At 59.8% G+C, this 20,658-nt stretch carries 21 protein-coding genes and 1 tRNA gene; 15 read left to right on the forward strand and 7 right to left on the reverse strand.

Features of this window, described 5'->3' with window-relative positions:
- The 6 genes from ybeY to HMPREF2724_RS06000 form a co-directional block, all read left to right on the forward strand.
- Positions 1-309: rRNA maturation RNase YbeY (ybeY, locus tag HMPREF2724_RS13165; protein WP_141748346.1), on the forward strand; the 309-nt coding region annotated here is incomplete at its 5' end.
- Positions 310-359: 50 nt separating this feature from the next.
- Complete coding sequence (gene pdxY, locus HMPREF2724_RS05980) at positions 360-1,208, forward strand: pyridoxal kinase PdxY (protein WP_070587630.1); 849 nt, start codon at positions 360-362, stop codon at positions 1,206-1,208.
- Between the two features lie 183 nt (positions 1,209-1,391).
- On the forward strand, positions 1,392-2,285 hold the full coding sequence (locus HMPREF2724_RS05985; RefSeq protein WP_070587633.1) for an endonuclease domain-containing protein: 894 nt from the start codon (positions 1,392-1,394) through the stop codon (positions 2,283-2,285).
- Positions 2,286-2,473: 188 nt separating this feature from the next.
- Positions 2,474-3,463: a GTPase Era gene (gene era, locus HMPREF2724_RS05990; protein WP_070587636.1), complete on the forward strand. Its 990-nt coding sequence runs from the start codon at positions 2,474-2,476 to the stop codon at positions 3,461-3,463.
- A gap of 24 nt (positions 3,464-3,487) precedes the next feature.
- Positions 3,488-4,207, forward strand: a complete 720-nt coding sequence (recO, locus tag HMPREF2724_RS05995; protein WP_070587639.1) for a DNA repair protein RecO — start codon at positions 3,488-3,490, stop codon at positions 4,205-4,207.
- A gap of 10 nt (positions 4,208-4,217) precedes the next feature.
- A complete protein-coding gene (locus HMPREF2724_RS06000) occupies positions 4,218-4,970 on the forward strand; it encodes an isoprenyl transferase (RefSeq protein WP_083306102.1) in 753 nt (250 codons plus the stop codon).
- Between the two features lie 27 nt (positions 4,971-4,997).
- Here the strand turns inward: HMPREF2724_RS06000 and HMPREF2724_RS06005 are convergent, their stop codons facing one another.
- Positions 4,998-5,414: a Fur family transcriptional regulator gene (locus HMPREF2724_RS06005; protein WP_070498134.1), complete on the reverse strand. Its 417-nt coding sequence runs from the start codon at positions 5,412-5,414 to the stop codon at positions 4,998-5,000.
- 33 nt (positions 5,415-5,447) lie between these two features.
- Positions 5,448-5,750: an ArsR/SmtB family transcription factor gene (locus tag HMPREF2724_RS06010; RefSeq protein ID WP_070455933.1), complete on the reverse strand. Its 303-nt coding sequence runs from the start codon at positions 5,748-5,750 to the stop codon at positions 5,448-5,450.
- A gap of 181 nt (positions 5,751-5,931) precedes the next feature.
- On the opposite strand from HMPREF2724_RS06010, the gene HMPREF2724_RS06015 reads away from it, so the two are divergent.
- From HMPREF2724_RS06015 to HMPREF2724_RS06025, 3 genes are read left to right on the forward strand one after another with little or no spacing between them, the layout of a single operon-like run.
- Positions 5,932-7,311, forward strand: a complete 1,380-nt coding sequence (locus HMPREF2724_RS06015; protein ID WP_070587642.1) for a glycine--tRNA ligase — start codon at positions 5,932-5,934, stop codon at positions 7,309-7,311.
- 25 nt (positions 7,312-7,336) lie between these two features.
- Positions 7,337-7,852 carry a hypothetical protein gene (locus HMPREF2724_RS06020; RefSeq protein ID WP_070587645.1) on the forward strand — a complete coding sequence of 172 codons (516 nt, stop codon included), beginning with the start codon at positions 7,337-7,339 and terminating at the stop codon, positions 7,850-7,852.
- Positions 7,853-7,868: 16 nt separating this feature from the next.
- Positions 7,869-8,342, forward strand: coding sequence for a hypothetical protein (locus tag HMPREF2724_RS06025; protein WP_070498142.1), 474 nt, complete (start codon positions 7,869-7,871; stop codon positions 8,340-8,342).
- A gap of 12 nt (positions 8,343-8,354) precedes the next feature.
- On the opposite strand, the gene HMPREF2724_RS06030 is transcribed toward HMPREF2724_RS06025, so the two are convergent.
- Positions 8,355-10,391, reverse strand: coding sequence for a TPM domain-containing protein (locus HMPREF2724_RS06030; protein WP_070587649.1), 2,037 nt, complete (start codon positions 10,389-10,391; stop codon positions 8,355-8,357).
- A gap of 99 nt (positions 10,392-10,490) precedes the next feature.
- Here HMPREF2724_RS06030 and HMPREF2724_RS06035 point away from each other — a divergent pair, with 99 nt between their 5' ends.
- Positions 10,491-11,069 carry a YdcF family protein gene (locus HMPREF2724_RS06035; protein WP_070587654.1) on the forward strand — a complete coding sequence of 193 codons (579 nt, stop codon included), beginning with the start codon at positions 10,491-10,493 and terminating at the stop codon, positions 11,067-11,069.
- 386 nt (positions 11,070-11,455) lie between these two features.
- Positions 11,456-12,748, forward strand: coding sequence for a deoxyguanosinetriphosphate triphosphohydrolase (locus tag HMPREF2724_RS06040; RefSeq protein ID WP_070587657.1), 1,293 nt, complete (start codon positions 11,456-11,458; stop codon positions 12,746-12,748).
- Positions 12,749-12,756: 8 nt separating this feature from the next.
- Here HMPREF2724_RS06040 and HMPREF2724_RS06045 read toward each other — a convergent pair whose 3' ends face one another.
- Positions 12,757-13,005 carry a hypothetical protein gene (locus HMPREF2724_RS06045; RefSeq protein WP_070587660.1) on the reverse strand — a complete coding sequence of 83 codons (249 nt, stop codon included), beginning with the start codon at positions 13,003-13,005 and terminating at the stop codon, positions 12,757-12,759.
- Positions 12,995-13,486: a guanyl-specific ribonuclease gene (locus HMPREF2724_RS06050; RefSeq protein ID WP_070587663.1), complete on the reverse strand. Its 492-nt coding sequence runs from the start codon at positions 13,484-13,486 to the stop codon at positions 12,995-12,997. The genes HMPREF2724_RS06045 and HMPREF2724_RS06050 overlap by 11 nt, the downstream gene beginning before the upstream one ends.
- Before the next feature lie 209 nt (positions 13,487-13,695).
- On the opposite strand from HMPREF2724_RS06050, the gene dnaG reads away from it, so the two are divergent.
- Entirely contained in the window at positions 13,696-15,636 is a 1,941-nt protein-coding gene (dnaG, locus tag HMPREF2724_RS06055) for a DNA primase (protein WP_070587667.1), read from the forward strand.
- Here dnaG and HMPREF2724_RS06060 read toward each other — a convergent pair.
- Entirely contained in the window at positions 15,633-15,902 is a 270-nt protein-coding gene (locus HMPREF2724_RS06060; RefSeq protein WP_070433050.1) for a hypothetical protein, read from the reverse strand. The two genes, dnaG and HMPREF2724_RS06060, sit on opposite strands and share 4 nt — an antisense overlap.
- A gap of 415 nt (positions 15,903-16,317) precedes the next feature.
- Between HMPREF2724_RS06060 and HMPREF2724_RS06065 the strand changes: the two genes are divergently transcribed.
- The 3 genes from HMPREF2724_RS06065 (at position 16,318) to HMPREF2724_RS06075 (ending at position 20,290) form a co-directional block, all read left to right on the forward strand.
- Positions 16,318-17,619 (forward strand): acid phosphatase, encoded by a 1,302-nt coding sequence (locus HMPREF2724_RS06065; RefSeq protein ID WP_070587670.1) that lies wholly within the window; start codon positions 16,318-16,320, stop codon positions 17,617-17,619.
- A 123-nt stretch (positions 17,620-17,742) separates the two neighbouring features.
- The gene (gene wecB, locus HMPREF2724_RS06070; protein ID WP_070433052.1) at positions 17,743-18,954 is read left to right on the forward strand and encodes a non-hydrolyzing UDP-N-acetylglucosamine 2-epimerase; all 1,212 of its coding nucleotides are present in this window, start codon (positions 17,743-17,745) and stop codon (positions 18,952-18,954) included.
- Between the two features lie 190 nt (positions 18,955-19,144).
- A complete protein-coding gene (locus HMPREF2724_RS06075; RefSeq protein ID WP_168161760.1) occupies positions 19,145-20,290 on the forward strand; it encodes a tyrosine-type recombinase/integrase in 1,146 nt (381 codons plus the stop codon).
- An 83-nt stretch (positions 20,291-20,373) separates the two neighbouring features.
- On the opposite strand, the gene HMPREF2724_RS06080 is transcribed toward HMPREF2724_RS06075, so the two are convergent.
- Positions 20,374-20,446, reverse strand: a tRNA-Asn gene (locus tag HMPREF2724_RS06080).
- Positions 20,447-20,658: the final 212 nt, after the last annotated feature.

Consider the following 20,658-nt stretch of genomic DNA (forward strand, 5'->3'; position numbering starts at 1 on the left):
GAGTTCGCGCTGCGCCAGGCCGATGCTGCCGGCCACTCTCTGGGCCACGAGCTTGCGTTGCTGACGGTGCATGGCTGCCTGCACCTTTTGGGCTATGACCACGCCACCCCGGCAGAGGAAAAGGAAATGTTCAGCCTGCAGAACGAGCTGCTGGCGGACTGGTATGACAACCTCGCCGCGCGCGGGGTGAGCTACCAGCCTAAGCCCTCGGGCCCCAAGGCCTTCCCGGATGCCGCCGAGCGCGCCAACCTCGACAAAGAGGTCCCCGGCGGTGGAATCCCGGCGGTGGGCGAGCCACAGGAAAATTAATTTCCCCGTTTCGTTGGTGACGTGTTGCGTCACGTTGCACAATAGACGGCATGAATATTCTGTCGATCCAGTCTCACGTCACCTTCGGCCACGTCGGCAACTCCGCCGCAGTATTCCCGCTCCAGCGCGCGGGCCACGAGGTATGGCCGGTGCACACGGTGAACTTCTCCAACCACACCGGTTACGGCGATTGGGGCGGGCCGATGCTTCCGGCATCGGATGTCACCAGCATTATTGACGGCATCGAGAAGCGCGGCGCCTTTGAGAAGATCGACGCAATCCTCTCTGGCTACCAGGGCGGGCCAGACATCGCCGGCGCAATTATCGACGCTGTCAACCGCATCAAGGCCGTCAACCCCAAGGCTTTGTACGCGTGCGATCCAGTCATGGGCAACGCGAAGTCTGGCTGCTTTGTCTCGGACGAAATCCCGCCGCTGCTGCGCGATAAGGTCGTGCCGGTGGCTGACATCATCACCCCGAACCAGTTTGAGCTGGGCTACCTGACTGGCCACGAGGTTGGCACGCTGGAGCAGACCCTCGAGGCAGTGAAGGCTGCGCAGGAGATTGGTCCGAAGACCGTGCTGGTCACCTCGGTAAAGCGCCCGGAGACCCCTGAGGACATCATTGAGATGCTCGCCGTGGACGGCGACCGCGCCTACATCGTTGCCACCCCGCACCTGCCATTCAAGCGCAACGGCTCCGGCGACGTGACTGCCGCGCTGTTTACCGGCCACTACGTCGAAACCCACGATGCGAAGCTCGCGCTCAAGCGCACCGCGTCTTCGGTGTACGACTTGCTGCACAACACTTATGAGGCAGACTCGCAGGAGCTGCAGCTCATTGAGTCCCAGGACGTGTTTGCGAATCCGCAGCTGCAGTTCCAGGTCGAGGAGCTTTAGCGCACCCGCCCCACGCCTTTTGGCAAATACCCAGCCCTGGAAATGCAGCTTTCTGGTGGATTGCGGGGCGTCGGCAAGCGCGGCGAAAAGCGAACAGGAGGTCTGGGTGCCCAGCCCTGGGAATTTGACCATCCTGGCCGCACTTGCCGCGCGCCAGCACCCGCCGCCGGTTAAAAGTAAGGCATGGACAACGCATTACTTTTTGACACAATCGACGCCCACCTTATTGACCTTCGCCAACTATCCAACGAAGACCCGCGCTGGCTGCAGCTGCACCACGGCAAAATCGTGCGCGCGGCCTGGTGCTTCGCGCTGCCGAAGCAATTCTGGAACCGGCTCAAACCCTGGGAACGCGACATAGCGCGGGTGTATATCCACGCACGGACCGTGCATAAAGCCGTGTTGATCGGAAAGCCCGCCGCTCTGATATACGGCGTTCCCACCATTAGTCGCCCCACCGAATACCCAGCAGTGCTGCCCTCGGGCTCGGTGCCGCAGAAATCCAAGGGGCATTTCTTCGCTTATAAAGCCGCCCGCCTGCACGGGCAAACCACTACGGTCCACGGCATTAAGCTCACCTCGCTGGAGCGTCCCGCGATTGACATGGCCCGCCTGCACGGCTTCGAAGAAGGGCTGGTCGCCGCGGATTATGTGCGTGCACAGGTGGGCCGCCGTCGCTTGCAGGATACGTTGGGCGCGCTGGGCCGCGTCAAGGGCGTGGCGACGGCGCGCGCCGTGGTGGCCGCGGCCGTGGTTGATTCTGAGTCGCCGTGGGAGTCCTACGCCCGCGCGTTGTTGCTGCGTGCGGGCATAAACGTGCGCCCGCAGTACATAGTGGGCAAGTACCGCGCTGACTTGGCAATTGACGGCTGGTTGCTCATTGAAATTGACGGCGATGTCAAATACCAAGACAGGCCTGTGGAGGCGATTCGCGCGGAGCACCGCCGCCAGAAGGAGCTGCTCAACATGGGTTATGTGGTCCTGCGCTTTAGCCCTGAGGAGTTGCGCGCCCGGCCGGAGGAGTTTGTCGCGACGGTGCGCCGAATGTTGGCGATGGGTCCGCGGCGCGCGGCATAGATACCCAGCCCTGGAAACCCAGAGGTCCTGTTCGCGTTTCGCCACGCGTGCCGACGTCGCGCAATCCACCAGAAAGCTGCATTTCCAGCCCTGGGTATTTGCGAGACGAGAACGCCGGTGAAGAGGCCCACGGGCAGCCTCAAACGCGTATGTACTACTGTGACGCGGCTGGGCTATGATGACTAGCAATGAGTACCGATTTTGACGCCGCCTTTGAGAACCTTCCCGCCGATGGGGAGGCGCTGGACTATACAGAATTCACCGACACGCCACAGGGCTTCCGCTCTGGCTTCGTGTCCTTCGTAGGCCGCCCAAACACGGGCAAGTCGACTCTCACCAACGCGCTGGTGGGGCAGAAGATCGCCATCACCGCGAACCAGCCCGAGACCACCCGCCACCCCATCCGTGTCTTGGTACACCGCGAAGACGCCCAAGTTATCGTCGTGGATACGCCGGGCCTGCACCGCCCGCGCACGCTGCTGGGCGAGCGTCTCAATGAGGTAGTCAAGGACACTTATGCCGATGTGGATGTCATCGGCCTGACCATCCCTGCCGATGAAAAGATTGGCCCGGGTGACCGCTGGATTCTGGAAAACGTCCGCAAGGTAGCGCCGAAGACCCCAATCATCGGAATCGTGACCAAGCTGGATAAGGCCAGCAAGGATCAGGTCGGCGCGCAGCTTTTGGCGCTGCATGAGTTACTCACCCAGGAGGATCCGCAAGCGGTAGTCATTCCGGTCTCCTCCAAGGAGGGCGTTCAGCTTGATGAGCTCGTGCAGGTCATCGTGGACCAGCTGCCAGAAGGCCCGAAGTTCTACCCCGATGATCACATCACCGACGAAGAGCAGGAAAAGCGCATCGCCGAGCTCATCCGCGAGGCCGCACTGTCTGGTTTGAAAGACGAGCTGCCGCACAGCGTGGCCGTCGAGGTTGATGAGATGCTGCCCGATGAAACTCGCCCCGACGTCATGAACGTCCACGCGGTGCTTTACCTGGAGCGCCCAGGCCAAAAGCGCATCATCGAGGGCAAGGACGGCCGCCGCTTTACCCGCATCGTGGGCACCGCCCGCAAAGAGATCATCCAGCTGCTGGGCCAGAACGTCTACCTTGACCTGCGCATAAAGGTGCTCAAGAACTGGCAGTCTGACCCGAAGATGCTGGGCCGTCTCGGCTTCTAAAACCCAAGGCTTAAAAACCTAAGTATGCCGAGGGAGAATTTTCGCGACCGCGCCCTGGTCATCCGCAGCTATGACTTCGGCGAGGCTGACCGCGTCATCGTGCTGCTTACCCGCAGCCATGGCTTGGTGCGCGCGGGGGCCAAGGGCGTACGCAGGGCGAAGTCGCGTTTTGGTTCGCGCCTCCAGCCCTTCGTAAACCTGGATGTGCAGCTGTATCCCGGCCGGAATCTATACACGATTTCGCAGGCCGACACCGTGGACTTTTTTGGCGCCGCCATTATCGGTGACTATGAGCGCTATACCGCCGCCTGCGCCGCACTTGAATCTGCCGAGCGCCTGGCCTTCGCAGATTCTGACCAAGACCCGTTCCTTTATAATGCGCTGGTCGCAACGTTGGAGCGGCTCCAGCACGATGACCCACTTCTGACGCTGGACCAATTCCTACTTCAGGCAATGGCGCATGCCGGCTGGGCGCCGGGGCTTTTCGATTGCGCGCAGTGCCAGAAGCCCGGCCCGCATCATGCTTTCCACCCGGCCGTTGGCGGCGCGACGTGCCACGAGTGCCGCCCGCCAGGCGCCGCCGAGGTGGACCCGGAGACGTTGCATCACATGTGGTTGCTTGCGCATGGACACCCCACGAGCCCTACCTATGAGCAGCGCGGGGAAGCCCACCAACTCATCCGCGCGCATCTGCAGTGGCATTTGGAACGCAAGGTTACCGCGTTGGGGGTCATGGACCAGTAAGATAAGGCGCGTGATTACGCCAGATCCGAACCGAGTTTTAAACCCGCCTGCTATCCCGGAGGAGTTCCTGCCCAAGCACATCGCGCTGGTCATGGACGGAAACGGCCGTTGGGCCGAGGAACGCGGCATGAAGCGCACCGAGGGGCACCGCCGTGGTGAAGCAGTGCTTCTCGACGTCGTCGATGCCTGCCTTTCCATGAACATCCCGTACCTTTCGGCCTACGCCTTCTCCACCGAGAACTGGCGCCGCAGCCCCGAAGAGGTGCGCTTTTTAATGGCGTTTAACCGCGACGTGCTGCGCCGGCAGCGCGAGTGGCTCAACGAGAAGGGCGTGCGTGTGGTTTGGGTGGGCCGCCGCCCACGCCTGTGGCGCTCCGTCATCAAGGAGCTGGAGACTGCGCAGGAGTTGACCAAGGACAACACCCGCATGACGCTGGCGATGTGCGTGAACTACGGTGGGCGCGCCGAGCTTGTCGACGGCGTTCGCAAGCTCGCCGATCAGGTGGCCAAGGGCGAGGTGAAGCCGAGCTCGATTAACGAGGCGTCGTTAAGCGCGGCGCTCTATGACCCCACCATGCCGGACGTGGATCTATTCCTGCGCCCGTCGGGGGAGAAGCGCACGTCGAACTTCCTGCTGTGGCAGTCGGCGTACGCGGAGATGATCTACCAAGACAAGCTCTTCCCGGATTTCACTCCGGAGGACTTGTACGCCGCGGTAGAAGAATACGCGCGGCGGGATCGTCGTTTCGGCGGTACGAAATAGCTAAAGCTATTTGTTACGTGGTGCTGCCTAGCTTGCGCGGCAATTGGAGCAGATGCCGAAGATTTCGGCATCGTGGCCGGTTAGCTCAAAGTCGTGCTCGGCAGCCACGTTGGATGCCCACTGCTCGATGGGGCCGCCGTCGATTTCCTCGGTGCGGCCGCACTTGGTGCATACCAAGTGATGGTGGTGATTAGCGGATTCGCAGTGGCGGTAGAGCGTTTCGCCCGAAGGCATGTGAAGCGCGTCCACTGCATCAATATCGGAGAGGGATTGCAGGGTGCGGTAGACCGTGGTCAGGCCTACTTTGTGCTCGCGGTCTTGCAACGCCCGGTGAATGTCTTTTGCCGAGGCGAACTTATCTAGTTCACGCAGAACCTCGACGACAGCGGTGCGTTGCTTGGTGTTGCGAGCCCCAAGCTTAGGGATGCTTTCATGGAGAGCCATGACCGCTAGTTTATCAATTAGTTTCCAATAAAGTTAACGGTTAAACAGTGCTGCAGCCTGCTCCAACAAAGGAAGCACCTCGGGAGAGGCCAGCGAGTAGCGCACTTCGCGGCCTGAACGCTTGGAATCGACGATTCCGGCATCTTTTAGTACGCGCAGGTGTTGGCTGATTAGCGGCTGGGATTTGCCGGTGGCGGCCACCAGCTCGTGAACGTAGTGATCGTGGCGGTTAAGGGCTAATACCAGGGTGATGCGCAGGGGTGAATCTAAAGCGCCAATGATGCGGGTAGCGGCGTCGATGTCGAGTGTGTGAAGCGCCGTGGAGGGCTGCGTCATGCAGATCACCTTCAATCCAATTTCTGTTAATCGCTTGAAACAGTACGATACCCCACATCTTGCACAGTGTTGTATAAAATATAAAATTTATTTTCACCCCCCCGCCCACAGGCGGAAGGAGGCAGGATAGACTAGGAACATTGTTCACGGCTGTCCCTTAACAGAGGAGTCTTTTTTAACCATGGCAAGCGTCATCGATACCGTTGTAAGCCTGTGCAAGCGCCGCGGATTGGTCTACCAGGCAGGTGAGATCTACGGCGGTTCGCGCTCTGCGTGGGACTACGGCCCCCTCGGTGTGGAGCTGAAAGAAAACATCAAGCGCCAGTGGTGGCGCCACATGGTGCAGTCCCGCGAGGACGTCGTGGGTGTTGATACCTCCGTCATCCAGCCGCGCCAGGTCTGGGTTTCCTCCGGTCACGTTGAGGTCTTCACCGATCCGCTGGTGGAGTCCCGCCACACGGGCAAGCGTTACCGCGCTGACCACCTGCTGGAGGCATACGAGGAAAAGCACGGCCACGAGCCTGCAAACGGCCTAGCAGACATCAACGATCCTGAAACCGGCCAGCCGGGTGACTGGACAGAGCCGAAGGCATTCTCCGGTCTGCTCAAGACCTACCTGGGACCGGTTGATGATGAGCAGGGTCTGCACTACCTGCGTCCGGAGACCGCACAGGGCATCTTCGTTAACTTCAAGAACGTGATGACTTCCGCTCGTATGAAGCCGCCTTTCGGCATCGCGAACATCGGTAAGTCCTTCCGTAACGAGATCACCCCGGGCAACTTCTTCTTCCGTACCCGCGAGTTCGAGCAGATGGAGATGGAGTTCTTCGTCAAGCCGGGCGAGGATGAGCAGTGGCACCAGTACTGGATTGATGATCGCTACAACTGGTACGTGGACCTTGGCATCAAGGAAGAAAACCTGCGCCTGTACGAGCACCCGAAGGAGAAGCTGTCCCACTACTCCAAGCGCACTGTCGACGTCGAGTATGCATTCGGCTTCACCGGCTCCAAGTGGGGCGAGCTCGAGGGCGTGGCTAACCGCACCGACTATGACCTTTCGGTTCACGCGAAGGGCTCCGGCGAGGACCTGTCCTACTACGACCAGACCACCGAGGAGCGCTGGGTGCCATACGTCATCGAGCCGGCAGCCGGCCTAGGCCGTTCCATGATGGCCTTCTTGGTCGATGCATATGACGAGGAAGAGGTGCCAAACGCCAAGGGTGGCACCGATAAGCGTGTGGTCCTGCGTTTGGACCGCCGCCTTTCCCCGGTCAAGGTCGCGGTTCTGCCGTTGTCCAAGAAGGAAGAGCTGTCCACCCCGGCCCGCGAGCTGGCTGCCAAGCTACGCCAGCACTGGAACGTTGACTTTGACCTCTCCGGTGCTATCGGCCGCCGCTACCGTCGCCAGGATGAAATCGGCACGCCTTTCTGCGTGACCTACGATTTCGATTCCCTTGAAGACGGTGCAGTTACCGTCCGCGAGCGCGACACCATGGAGCAAGAGCGCGTCAAGATCGACGAGCTTGAGGCATACCTGGCCGCTCGCCTCATCGGCTGCTAAAGGCCAAGTAAAGAAGAAAGTAGCGATGCAATACACCAGCTGGGACCGCACTGACAGCCAAAAGCCTGTCCTGCTGAAGGAGGATGGGCCCCTGGCCTTCGGCGTCTTTTCTGCAGATCAGGCAGAAATTGACGGCGAGGTTTGGCAGCTTGCAGCGGACCCGCAAGAAGGCGCCACGGCCCGCGTGGATGGCCGCGTCTATACGCTGCAGGGCCCGCTGGGCCGCGCCAAGCGCCTCACGGCGGATGCGGCTGGCCGCGCGTTTTCCTTCATCAATGAAAACGGCGGCGACTGGATCATTGAAGACGCCGCCGGCTACAAGGTAGCGCAGTTTTCGACAAAGAATTCCGGCGTGCGCAAGGCCATCTTGGAGTTCGACGCGGAGCCCGAGGCGGCCGCGCTAAACGACGCCGAGATCATCGCCTTGAGCTGGTTTACCCGTCTCATTCTGGAGGCCAAGACCCGCGGCATGGCAGTGCCCGTCATTGCCTCGCTGGGGCTTGCCTCCCTGGTGGCGCTGCTTTCCCTTTTCGTGTTCTAGGCATTAAGCGATACTCGTGAGTACAGAACACCGGCATTGGACGTGGGCCGAAGATTGCCTGCGTGATGAAGAAGGAACCGTATGGGCCACGGTGCGCGCTGACGTGCTGAACGTCAATGAATCCCAGCTGGCTTCGGCGCAGGAGCGCATTTTGCTGGAGCACTCCATCGACAGCGGCAGTCGCCATTTCTGGGTGCGCGGCACGGCCACCACGGGCCAGACTCTGCACGTGGGGCAGCAGGGTGTTTCCATTAGCCACATGCAGGCTAAGTGTATGGGCCGTGAGTACACGCTGGATAGGCCTAATCCTTTCCGCAGGGAGCGCCGCATTTATGACGCTTCCGGAAACGAGATTATCCGCACGCGCCCCACTTTCAAGGGCGTGCTGGAGATTACGGATATGCGGCCGCAGCAGGTGCCGGACGTCGACGCCGCGTTTTTAACCTATTGCTGCGCGCTTGTCGACGCCCCGAAGCGCCGGCGGATCTAAGCGCCGGCGGATCTAGAAGGAACCGCCGCGGAAGCCACCGCCCCCGCCGCCGGAGTTTCCGCCGAAACCGCCGCCAAAGCCGCCCCCGAATCCACCGCCGAAGCCACCATGGCTGTTGCCGCCGCCGAGCATCTGGCCGATGACCATGCCGGTGATGATGTCTCCCGCGGTGGAGCCGGCGGACTGAACCTGTTGGCGGCGCTGATAAGAGTTGATGTCCTGCTGCGCGGTGCGCGCCGCATTTTGTGCGGCGTTAGCGGCCTGGCGGGAAGCATCGATGGCGCTGCGCAGATCGGAGTTTTTGAGCTGCATGGCTTGGGCGTGCAGCCGCTTGGCGTCGGCAAGCTGAGTACGCGCGGTGGCACCCACCACGCGGCCACGGGTGGAGATGACGTCCTCAGCGGCCTGGATGGCGGCCTGCGCGGAGTGCATCTGCTGGTTGTACAGGTCGAGCTGGCGGGCACGGGTGGCGGTGGCTTCGCGGACGGAATCGAGGCGCTCGTCGAGCTCGGAGTCGAGGGTAGTCAACGCGGTGTAGTGGCCGAGGGGGTCGCTGGCCTGGCCGGTTTCGGCCGCAGTGACGGCGTCATGGGCGCGCGCGGTGACGTCGTCGAGTGCCTGCCAATCGGCCGCAGTGCCAAGCTTTTTGCCTTGCTGCTCCAACTGGCGGGCCTCGTCCACCTCGCCGCGGACCTCAGCGATGAGCGCGGCAAGATTCTGCTTGGCGGCCGCGAGGTTGGACTCGGCGTGCTCGACGCCGGAAAGGAGGCGGTCTGCCACCTCGATGGCGTGCTCGGCCTCGCGGATGAGGGCCACCAGGCCGCCTTGCTGGCCGGCAGGTGCCGCGGCGAGTTCACGGCCACGGTCGAGCTGCTTTTCCGCCTCGCCCACGGAGACTTCTGCCATGTGTGGGTTATCGGCAATGGAGTCCAGCGCGCCAGGGTGGTCTTCCTGCAGTTGTGCCAGAATCTGCTGGGCCTGCGGGATGCGGGCGCGCACGTCCACGCTGCGGCGCGTGAGCTCGTCTAGTTTGGAATCGGCGTTGATCAGCAGATCGCGCATTGCGGCGAAATCCGCGGCTTGGGCATCCAAGGCATCATCGGCCTGGCCGCACGAGGAGATGATCTCGATGAGCATCTGGCGGCGCTCGGCCTCGGATTCTGGCGCGGCGTCGTCAAGCCGGCGCTGCATAGCAAAGGCCTTCTGCAAGGTGGAGGTGGAGTGGTTCATCGCGCGGGTGAAAGGACGCGTGCGCTCGGGGCCGAACTCGGCGGTGGCGATGTCGAGCTCCTCCTTGCCGCGGCGAATGGACTCATCGGTAGAGACCAGCTCCTCGCGCGCCAAGGAATCGAGCGTTGCGGTATCGAGCCTGTTCAGCGAATTCGTATCGCCCGGCTCGATGGCGCGCGCTGACTTGAGCGTCTCCGCGGAATCTTTCTTGGTCTTGCGGCGGCCTGCCAACCATATGCCGCCGCCGGCCAGCGCCAGGGCACCGGCACCGCCGGCTAGCCAGCCGGCGCCTGAACCAGAGTCAGCGGAGCTAGAACTAGAAGAACCCTTCCCGCGGCCCGAGGCAGCTGCGACTAACTCCAAAGCAGAACCGCCTAAGTCATCGTCTGCCAGGCGTGCTGAAGCTGCTTCATACATGGCATTCAGCCGGCTCTTTGGCCAGGCCCCACCCGTTTGCACGCCGACCTTGCGGTCTTCGACGGAGACAACATAAATGGCGGAGTTCGGGCCCTTGGAGGCGACGAATTGCTGCGCGAAGTCTTCCGCGGAGCCAGACAGAGTCTTTTCAAAGACCACGTAGAGCACCAGGCCCTCGTTCTTCTGCAGCGTCTTGATTTCATCTTCCAGCTGGTCTTTTTCCTCAGCGGAGAGCGCCCCAGCGTTGTCAGTGACCTTGGAAGTAATGCTTGAGGGGGCAGCCTGCGCTAGCACCGCCGGCGCGTTGTTGTGGGGTGGTGTTGCTGCAAAAGCAGTAGGCTGCGATAGCCCTACGATGAGTGCCGCTAGGGCGGCTGAACCGATACGCGCAGAAGAAGTCATGCCCACCAGAATACCGTTAGGCTAGTGCAAATGAGACGCGTTAGCTGCTGCAGGAAAGCACGGAAATCCCGGGAAAAGATTGCCCAGAAATTTAATCTGGTGGAGCCTGAAGCACAGGCAATCATCGTGCTCGGCGCGGCTCAATACGATGGCAGGCCCTCGCGCATCCTGCAGGCACGCCTCGACGAGGCCCGCCGCATTGCGGTTGCTACACCGGGCGTGCCCATCGTTACCGTCGGTGGCAAGTTGCCCGGGGATCGCTTCACCGAGGCAGAAGTCGGCGCCAAGTACCTTAGAGGCCACGCCACTGTGTTGCCCGTGCCGGAGGGCAACGACACCGTGGAATCCCTGCGCGCCATCCGCCGCAGGCATGGCTTCGAGCGCGTCATCATCGTGACCGACCCGCTACATCGCTTGCGCGCCTGGCTAATCGCCCGCGACGAGGGGTTTGCGGCACGGGTGGTCGGTGCAGCCGGCTATCCCACGCCCACCTTCGCGCCGCCGTGGTGGCGCTATGTGGCCCACGAGTTGGGCGGCCTGGTGGTCTTCGGCGCGCGGAAGGTACTAGGGGAGGAGCTAGCTGAGCATCTGCGCAGCGGTCTACACCGCTTCGAGGGGCTCATCCGCCCGACGCGACGCGCCCGACACGAAGAAATTCGCAATAAAGCCGGGAGATAAAGCACCTTGTCAGCGGCTATTTTTAAGTGTTTTTCCAGCTATCGCAGGAAATTCTCAGTTGATTTTGGTGGCAAAACCACTTTCTGCTCGCTAGCGTGGTTAGTGAAAGCTCCCCCTATCGAAAGGAAAACTTATGTTTGACATCATCAACAACGTCTTCAACCTCGTAGCAGACACCCTGCAGGCACTGGTTAACCTGCCTTTCTCCTTCGCTGATAAGCTGTCCAGCGCTTTGTCCAGCAAGTAAGCTCGGACATAGTTAGAGCTCCTGTCCAAGGTTTCCCGTAAAAGGGAGGCTGGGACAGGAGCTTTTGCATTGCAATGGCAGCCAGACACCCCTACCAGAATCAGAAAAGTACAAGCTCGTTGCGCCTACACTGCACTATGTGAGCTATTCCTATCCCCCGCACGACGCCGCCCGCCTCTTCGATGAGAGCCCCAAGGGCTCCGTGTTTAATAGCAAGTCTGGCTCGGCCGACGCGGATCGCCGTGGCGCCTTCGCCCGCGACCGCGCCCGCGTCCTGCACTCTGCTGCTTTGCGACGCCTCGCTGACAAGACGCAGGTGGTTGGCCCCCACGACGGCGATACGCCCCGCACGCGTCTCACGCACTCGCTGGAGGTGGGCCAGATTGCCCGCGGTATCGGCTCTGGGCTGGGGCTTGACCCAGACCTGTGCGACATGGCCGGCCTGACCCATGACATCGGGCACCCGCCGTATGGCCACAACGGTGAGAACGCACTCAACGAGGTAGCGGATATCTGCGGCGGCTTCGAAGGTAACGCGCAGACCCTGCGCATCTTGGCTCGTCTGGAGCCGAAGGTGGGCGATGCGGAGGATAATTCTTTTGGGCTGAACCTCACGCGCGCCGCATTGGACGCGGCGTGCAAGTACCCGCGGACCAAGACCAATCCGGATGGCAGCGTGAACCGCAAGTATGGTTGCTACGACGAGGACGCCCACATCTTGGCCTGGCTGCGCGAAGGACACGAAGACTCCCGCCCCTCGATGGAGGCACAGGCGATGGATTGGTCCGATGACATTGCCTACTCGGTCCACGACGTCGAGGATGGCATCGTTTCGGGCCGCGTTTCCCTCGCCGTGCTTTGGGACTTGGTGGAGCTGGCTGCCCTCGCGGAGAAAGGCGCCAAAGCTTTCGGTGGCAGCGCGGATGAGCTTCTCGACGCCGCGGATTCCCTGCGTGCCCTGCCCGTCATCCAGCAAGTCAGCGAGTTTGATTCCTCCCTGCGCGCCTACACCACGCTGAAAAAGATGACTTCGGAGCTAGTGGGCCGCTACGTTGGTGCCACGGTGCAAGCCACCCGTGAGGCCAATGGTCCGGAGCTGGTTTTGGGGCGCCAGCAGGGTAACCTTGCCGTGCCAGCGCGCGCGGAAAATGAGGTCAAGCTTTTGAAGACCATCGCGGTGCTCTACGTGATGGATGAGCCGGTGCACTTGGCGCGCCAGGATCGCCAGCGCGAGCGCATCTACCGCGTTTTTGATTATCTTTCCGCCGGCGCACCGGGCGCCCTCGACCCGATGTTCCGACTGTGGTACGACCGCGCTGAATCGGATGCTGAGCGCCAGCGGGTCATTGTGGATCAGATCGCCTCGATGACCGAGTCCCGTTTGGAGCGGCTAGCGCGCCAGACCGCGGGGTTTTCTGGGTTTATGGGGTAGCTTTCGGCCTAGCGGTAAAGCTTGACGGCGCTGTCTTTAAAAACCTCGAGCACCGCTGCAGTGTCCTCTGCAGGCAGCCACCAGGAGGAAGCGACGACGGTTTCGACCTTGTGCTTGTGCAGGAAGTCTGCCAAGTCGTCGAGGTTGTGCGGGGCAGTGCAGGTATCGCAGCCACGGATGGTGCCGAGCGCGGAATACAGATCTGCGCGGCTTTCAAGCGGCTGAGTGATTAGAACTTTGGAGAGATTATTCAGCATCGGGGATCTCGCAGAAGGATTCGTAGTGATCGTCGGTGTAGTACCAGACATCGGGGTCGGTTTCGCTGCCGCCGCCGGTGACGATGCGCTTGGCGCCGCGGTGGTTTAGGCCGGGCGAATCCACGGTGTATTCGCGGTAGTAGTTCTTGGACTCTTTGGGCAGTACGCCCTCGTAGTTTCCAAAACGCTTGTTGTCATTATCCGGATGGTCGTAGGGCCCGCCCGCCAAGATATCCTCGGCCGTTTCTTCTGCTTCCTCGGGCAGGGTATCCATCGCGCACGAGGCGTAGTGCCCGGAAAAATTCGCGGCGTTGGATGATGAAGCAGAGCTTGCAGTTGAACTCGTGGACTGCGAGCTACCAGAATCACTGCCAAGGTCGATTCCGAAGTAGCCAGCGGCTGCGACTAAGAGCAAGCTGCCGAGGACGGCTAAGGGCTTCTTCTTGGAGGAGGGGGATTGGCCATACCCCCATCTTTGCAGGGATTTTCCTGCAAAGAGAATCTAGCTAGCACTGGGAAAACACTCGGACCTTCTGCTTTTTCCAGGTTTGGCTTTTGCCGCTTTTGCCTACCCCAAGGGTGGGTAAATTTCCGGGCTTTCCAGTGGCTTTTTCAAACTGCCGTTGTTGGGCACCTGTACCTGCACCCCAAGGCAAGCCAGCAACCCACAAGCGGGGTAGTCTTTAGCGCATGGCACAAGGCAGAATTCCGGAGAGCGACATCCAAGCAATCCGTGAACGCGCGCCTTTGGAAGAAATAGTGGGCGAGTATGTACAGCTCAAACCAGCTGGTTATGACTCCATGAAAGGGCTGTCGCCCTTCAAGGAAGAGAAAACGCCTTCCTTCCACGTGCGCCCGCAGCGCGGTTATTATCACTGCTTTTCCACGGGCAAAGGCGGCGATGTTTTTAGCTTCCTGATGGAAATGGAGCAGGTCTCTTTCCCCGAAGCAGTCGAGGCGGTGGCCCAAAAGATTGGCTACCACATCAATTACCAAGGCGGCAGCACCGGCAATCGCAACGAAAAACCTGGCACTCGGCAGCGCCTTATCGCGGCGAACAAGGCGGCCCACCAGTTCTACCGAGAGCAGCTAGAGACCCCGCAAGCAGCCAAGGCGCGCGAGTTCCTACTCGATCGTGGCTTTGGCCGCGAGACCATCTATGACTTCGAGTGCGGTTATGCCCCGGAGGGGTGGGACACTGCCACCAAGCACCTTCTGCGCATGGGCTTTTCTTTTGAGGAGCTAGAGGCTGCTGGCATTTCCAAGATGGGCAAGCGCGGGCCCATCGATCGCTTCCACCGCCGCCTGCTGTGGCCCATCAAGGACCTTTCGGGCAACGTCATTGGCTTTGGTGCCCGCAAGCTTTTTGAGGATGACAACCTGGGCAAGTACATGAACACGCCTGAGACCATGCTCTATCGCAAGTCCAAGGTGCTCTTTGGCTTGGATTTGGCCAAGCGCAACATCGCGGAAGCACACCAAGCGGTGGTGGTGGAGGGCTACACCGACGTCATGGCGATGTATGCCGCAGGCGTGAAGACCGCCGTGGCCAGCTGTGGCACCGCGTTCGGCGGCGATCACCTGCAGGTCCTGCGCAGGTTGATGCTGGATGATTCCTACTTCAATGGCGAGCTCATCTACACCTTCGACGGTGATGAGGCTGGACAGAAAGCCGCGATGCGCGCTTTCCAAGGGGAGCAGTCCTTTACTGGGCAGTCTTTCGTTTCGGTGGCACCAGAGGGCATGGACCCTTGCGATTTGCGCCTGGCCAAGGGCGACGCCGCGGTGCGTGAGCTCATCGCGGACCGCATCCCGATGTTCGAGTTCGTCATCCAGTCGGTGCTTAGCGAATACCGCATCGATACCGCTGAGGGGCGTCTGCAAGCATTGCGTCGTGCGGTGCCCGTGGTGGCACAGATTCGCGATGCCCCGCTGCAGCGTGAGTACGCCCGCCGCCTAGCCGGCTGGGTGGGTTGGCCCAACCCGGAGGAAGTCCTGCAGCAGGTTCAGCAGGAGGCTCGCCGACCTAAGAAAAAGGACAAGAAGGCACGGCTTGCCGACGCCCCGATTAAAGCCGGCACGCCCGCTCCCGCACAACAGAACACTCCGGTCTTCCACGTGCCAAGCCCCCGTGAGACCCACCTGTGGCCGCAGCGGGAGGCCCTAAAGCTGGCCTTGCAGTACCCGGGCCTTGCCGGTTCTTATTTTGACGGGATTACCGCCGATGCGTACTCGAACGAGTCTTACCGCATCATCCGCGAGGCAATCTCTACCGTCGGTGGCGTTGCTGCCGGAGCCAACCTGCCCAGCGTGGAATGGATCGCCGCTGTGGCGGGGGAGATGCTCGATCTCACTGCGCGCAACTTTGTCAGTGAGCTTGCCGTGGAACCCATCAAGGTGGGCGATGAGTCCGATCCCAAAGCTTGGGAGGTCTATGCTGACAGCGTGCTTTCCCGCCTCCAGGAAGCCCGCGTGGGCGACCAAGTAGCCCAAATCAAGGCCCAACTAGGCCGCATGCGCCCCTCCGCCGACGAGCAAGCCTATAACTCGCTTTTCGCCGATCTCGTCGCCCTTGAGCAAGCCCGCCGCGAGCTTAACGACAGGGCATTCCGTGGGCCGCAGCCTAGCTAGTCTTCGTCAGGCTCGTAGATACGGTCTTGGCCGTCTAGCTGGTTTCCTTTGATGCGGCGGCCGCGGCTTAGATCCTTTACCTCTTTCATGCGGGGTTCTGGATCGAGCTTGTTTGCCACTGCCTTGCGGGTGGCGTTTACTGCGTTCTTGGTGACGGGGGAGTTGATCGCTTTTTCGTATGCGCCCTTGATCTGGTGATAACGCTTGCGGCCGGCCTTGGTACCAAAGACATAACCTGCGGCGGCGCCTACTACGAATTGGATCATGGTTGGAGTATCTCACCCTTCAGGTAGTGATTTAACGCTAATAACCTCACCCAGCCTACCTGTATCGGTGGTGTAGTGGTGGGTATCCTCATTGATGAAATTTATTGTGACCGCTTCCCAACTCGGGTAAAGCACGATAGTTTAAAGACGTGACCGCTCGATCTTGTCTCTCGCAAGCGGCATCAGCCGCAATAGCCATGGCCGCCCTGACCACGGCCGCCATCGGTGTTGTTCCTGTCAGCTCGGATTCGAACGAAGATGAAGTAAGCAACGTTCGAAGCTAAACCCATCTCAGCTAAATCCATCGCGCCACCAGAAAAGATCATCTTTTAGCCGGAAAAATTTAACCTTCTCGCCACCTTATGCAGCTAGCGTTCTGTGCGTTCTTGTCGCTAATTCAATGGAGAAAGTAAATATGGTTCGTCATCGTTATTCGATAGTTGCTGCTTCCCGCCGTTCTGTAGCGGCCGCAATTCTGGCAGTGGGTGTAGCGGGTGCAGGCGCACATGTGAATCCTGCGCCAGCTAGTGCACAGCTATCGTCTTCGATGCCAGCGCTTACGGGGGCTGTTACCGGCTCGAGCAGTGGTGCCCCAGCAGTCCAGCATGACGGCGCACCAACCCCAACTCCATTCACCACCGACTACTTGGTTGGCTTTCCTTCCGATGTCTCTTCCTACCAATACGGTGTCTACTGGGAAGTAGTCCGCATGTTTGACCATGTGAAGACCCAGCAGCCAATCATGGATGAGAACCTCGAAAAGGCCATCGCCATCAACAACGCTGCTGCCGATGATCCAGCGCTGATTAAGCGCGCTCAGCAAGATGCGGCTGCTGACACTGACGGCGTGATGCTTGCGGTTTCTGACGCACTGGGTGAGGAGTTTGGCGCCGCTTTCCGCGATGCTCTTGCCGAGCACCGCCTGCCAAAGACGGAGTACCTGTTGGGAAATGGCTACCTAGCTCGTGCCGGTGGACTAGCTAGCTCTACCTTCGCGGAAAAGTACCACTTCAACGTGCGACGTCCTTTCCAGGTAGCACCCGATGCTATTCACAAGTACAACGACGGTAAGAAGGACTATTACGGCACCACGCCAGCCTTTCCGTCTGGCCATACAAACCAGGCAACTTGGATCACCACGTTGATGGCCCACATGCTCCCGGAGGTTGCACCGCAGCTCGTGCTGCGCGGCGCGGAAGCCGGCAACCACCGCGTGGTCATGGGCGTGCATTATCCGCTCGACGTTATCGGCGGCCGTATGACGGGACAGGCCGCAGCAGCCGACCGTCTCAACGATCCACGTATGCACGATGCGCTTGACCAAGCAGCGGCCGAAATCCGTGCAGAGATGAAGTGGCGCACTGGCAAGGACATCTCCGAGCTCGTAGCCCAGCAGGCTGATGCGGGTAAGAATTACGCTACCGACGAGCAGGCGGTTGAGCGTTATGCTCCGATGCTGGACTACGACTTTAAGCCAGCTTATGCCACCGATGCTCCAATGATTGTCCCGAAGGCCGCGCCGGTCCTGCTCGAATCAACCCATCCCGAGCTCACTTGGGAGCAGCGCGCCGAGGTGCTTCGCCAAACCGCAAACCCAGCCGGCCACCCCCTCGACTGGCAGGGCGAAGCAGGCTTCTGGCAGCGCCTAAATCTGGCAAAGGCCATGGCTGCGACGGTAACTGTCAATGCGGATGGATCGGTGCAAGTCACCGAGTAACCCGATTTCATTGGGAACCCACCCCAGTATTGGTCATACCCGCGCGCGAAGAGACAGAAACGTGCAATCATTGGCGAGACAGCAAATGTTGGTATGACACCTAAAACGCTTCCAAGGAGCACAATGGCTAAGCCGAAAATTATGACTGTGTACGGTACTCGACCTGAAGCAATCAAGGTCGCACCGGTCATCAAAGCTCTAGAGGCTGATGATCGCTTTGAGTCCGTTGCAGTCTCTACTGGCCAGCACAAGGAAATGCTGGAGCAGGTAAACACCATGTTTGGAATTACCCCCAAGCATGATCTGGGATTGATGAAGCCGGGACAGACCCTCAATGAGATTGTTTCCCGTGCAATTGCCGGCCTCGATGAGATCATCGTTGCTGAGGAGCCGGACGTCATCATTTCCCAGGGTGATACATCAACGGCCATGGCAGCGGCTCTTGCGGGCTTCCACCGCGGTGTGCAGATCGTTCACCTGGAGGCAGGACTGCGTACCGGCAACATCTTGTCCCCGTTCCCGGAGGAAGCAAACCGTAAGATCATCGGTCAGGTTGCAGCCCTGCACCTTGCGCCGACTGAAGGTGCAATGGAGAACCTGCGCCGCGAGGACGTTCGTTCTAAGGACATCGTTGTAACCGGTAATACGGTTATTGATGCTCTCCTTGAAGCAGCAACTTGGGACATCGAATTCTCGGATCCAACTCTTGCTGAGGCCGCTAACTCGGACAAGCGTTTCGTTGTTGTCACCACACACCGCCGCGAGAACCTTGACGCGATGAAGGAGATCGGTGGTGCTGTACAGGATCTAGCAAAGACATATCCGGATACTATTTTTGCGCTGCCGCTGCACCTGAACCCTAAGGTCCGCGAAGCAGTTCTTCCGGAGGTTGAGGCGCTGGAGAACGTCATCATCACGGATCCTCTTCCGTACGATCAGTTCACCAAGCTCCAGAACCGTGCGGCCATTATCCTGACCGACTCTGGCGGAGTCCAGGAGGAAGCACCTTCCTTGGGCAAGCCGGTTTTGGTCATGCGCCAAAACACCGAGCGCCCTGAGGCCGTCGTCGCCGGCACCGTGAAGCTGGTGGGAACCAACCGTGAGCTTATCGTGGCAGAGGCAAAGCTTCTGCTTGATGACAATGCCGCTTATTCTGCAATGGCTAATGCCGTTAACCCATATGGCGATGGCAAGGGCGCTCAGCGCTCGGTTGCAGCAATTGCGGAGCTTCTAGAAGTAGGAAAGCGTTTGCCAGACTTTAGCACTGAGTTGGTGCCGGATGAGGTACCGCGTTTTGAAGAGGTCGTAGCTCCGGAGGAAGAGCTGGAAAAGTAAACAGCCTGCAGTTCACTCTGACATAAACTAACCGCCGCATTGGAACACCCATTGTGTTCCAATGCGGCGGTTTTGTATTTCTCAGTGGGTAGGCCAAATTTAAGTCTTCATTTGGGATTGGAACTAATCGCACTTTTGATCAGTCCAATAGAGCATGGAGGAAAATAGTGAGCCCAAGGTAGGCGGCGTTGTGATTGACAACGTAGTACGCACTGATACGGGGTGGAAGGCCATAGGGCGGACGAAGGACTTCAGCGGTGCCATCGTTGAACTTAGTGAGGTTGGCGCCAGCAGGGAAGAAGTGCAACGTCTGTTGGAAGAGCGTGGTTGGGCATTGGTGTTCAACGAGCAGCGCTTTGCCGTCACTGCGCGGATGACGGTGTTGGAGCTGGTTGACATTGCTCTGCAAGCATTGCGCACTGGGGAAATCGGGCAAGGAAATCGAATTCAAACCGTGAACATGTATCAGCGTGCACGGCGGTTTCTCGTAGGCGAGCGTGGCATTCCAGCGCTGGGGAATCTCCGCCTGGAAGATTGTGAGGCGCGCGTAGTCCATTCTTGGCTGTCACGAGTGGCGGACAGCTCGCTTGCTTCAGCGCGGCATCTGCGAATTCTGCTCTTACATGCCTTCTCGATAGCTGAGCGGCAAGGGCTTGAGCTATGGACACAGAACCCCGCGCGGACTGCTCAGCTGCCGCAATTGCCGCGCGCTGAACCGGTTGAGGTTACACCGGAGGAGTTTAATGAGCTCCTTGCGCAGATCCTTGCTTGGGAAAGTCAAGGAAAGCGTACCGACCTTTCAGGGATGGTGTGCTGCTACATGGCAACCGGAATTCGTCCGGGAGAACTTCCCGCGCTGCTGTGGGAAGAAGTGGACTTGGATAGCAAGCCGGCGACGATGATTGTCAGTGGCTGTGCCGTATACCAAGACGGAAAGTTAGTTCGGCAGCCGGAGCCGAAGACCGCGGCCGGCTTTCGCGAAATTGTCATCCCTGAATGGTTTGCGGAGATGTTGCGTGAGCGATTTGCCCGCCGCGATCCGAATGTGCCTTATGTTTTTCCCAGTAGGGCCGGAACGATGCACAGCATGCACAACCTCGGCAATAGGTTCCGGCAGGCGCGTGGCGCGCGCTTTAAGCACATCAAGCTGAAGTCTTTCCGCTCCACTGTCGCAACCGTAATCGCCCGCGAAAAGGGGGCTGAGGAAGCAGCCAGACATCTAGGGCATACAAGCCCTGCGATCACCGGTCGGCACTACATAAAGCGCGCAAACAAGACCGGCGACCACAACGATATCCTCGAGGCACTAAAGCCCACTGTGTTCGACGAGCAGTAGGGAAGTCCAAGCCCAAAGCTTTATGAACCAACGCGATACAAAACGAGAAAAAGAACCGCCTGAAATCAGGCGGTTCCTGTCTGCTCCTCCAACTGGGCTCGAACCAGTGACCCTTCGATTAACAGTCGAATGCTCTGCCAACTGAGCTATGGAGGAATATGTGTATGCTGCCGAGCAACTCGCTTCGCTCTGTGCAACGAGAAGTAACTATATAGTGCTCGTGAGCCAAGAGGCAAATCGCCTGCTTAGAGGTGTTCTTTCTTCTCATTCTTAATGGGTTTGGGTGGCCATGTGTGGGGTATGTGGTTGAACGCTTCGTGGATCGGCGAAATGGGCCTAATGTCGGCAACGGAGTTGTCGATTTGGGG

Source organism: Corynebacterium sp. HMSC071F07, from assembly GCF_001810285.1.
Taxonomy (GTDB): Bacteria; Actinomycetota; Actinomycetes; order Mycobacteriales; family Mycobacteriaceae; genus Corynebacterium; species Corynebacterium simulans.